Source organism: Streptomyces sp. NBC_01551, assembly GCF_026339935.1.
Taxonomy (GTDB): domain Bacteria; phylum Actinomycetota; class Actinomycetes; order Streptomycetales; family Streptomycetaceae; genus Streptomyces.
In genome coordinates this window covers 1-561 of sequence record NZ_JAPEPX010000028.1, presented here as the reverse complement: position 1 = coordinate 561, position 561 = coordinate 1, and the positions used below count along the sequence as shown (strand labels likewise).

General features: G+C 76.1%; 1 protein-coding gene. It reads left to right on the top strand.

The features are described from left to right. Positions 1-561: acyl carrier protein (locus tag OG982_RS30920; protein WP_266950294.1), on the top strand; the 561-nt coding region annotated here is incomplete at both ends.

Here is a 561-nt window from a genome sequence, read left to right as displayed (position 1 = left end):
CGTCCCCATGCGGATCGAACCGGCCGTGCTGCGCGCCCAGGCCGCCGACGGCACCCTGCCGCCGCTGCTGCGCGGACTCGTCCGCACCCCCGCGCGCCGGGCCGCCGCGCCCGCGACCCGGGCCGCCTCGGGATCCCGTTCCGCCACCGAACCGGCGGGCACCCTCCAGGAGCGGCTGGCGGGCCTGTCGGCCGCCGAACGCGACCAGGCGCTGCGGGACCTGGTCCGTACCCAGGTGGCCGCCGTCCTCGGACACGGCACGGCGGACGACGTGGACGCCGCCCGCGGCTTCCTCGACCTTGGCTTCGACTCGCTGACCGCCGTCGACCTGCGCAACCGGCTGACCGCCGCCTCCGGGCTGCGGCTGCCCGTCACGCTGATCTTCGACTACCCGTCACCCGCGGCGCTCGCCACGTACATCGGGGAGAAGCTCGGCCAGGGCGACGCCGCCCGCAAGCCCGTCCACGCGGAACTCGACAAGCTCGAATCGATCCTCTCGGCGGTCGCCCCCGACGACGCCGAACGCGCGGGCATCACCGCCCGGCTGCGAGACCTACTGGC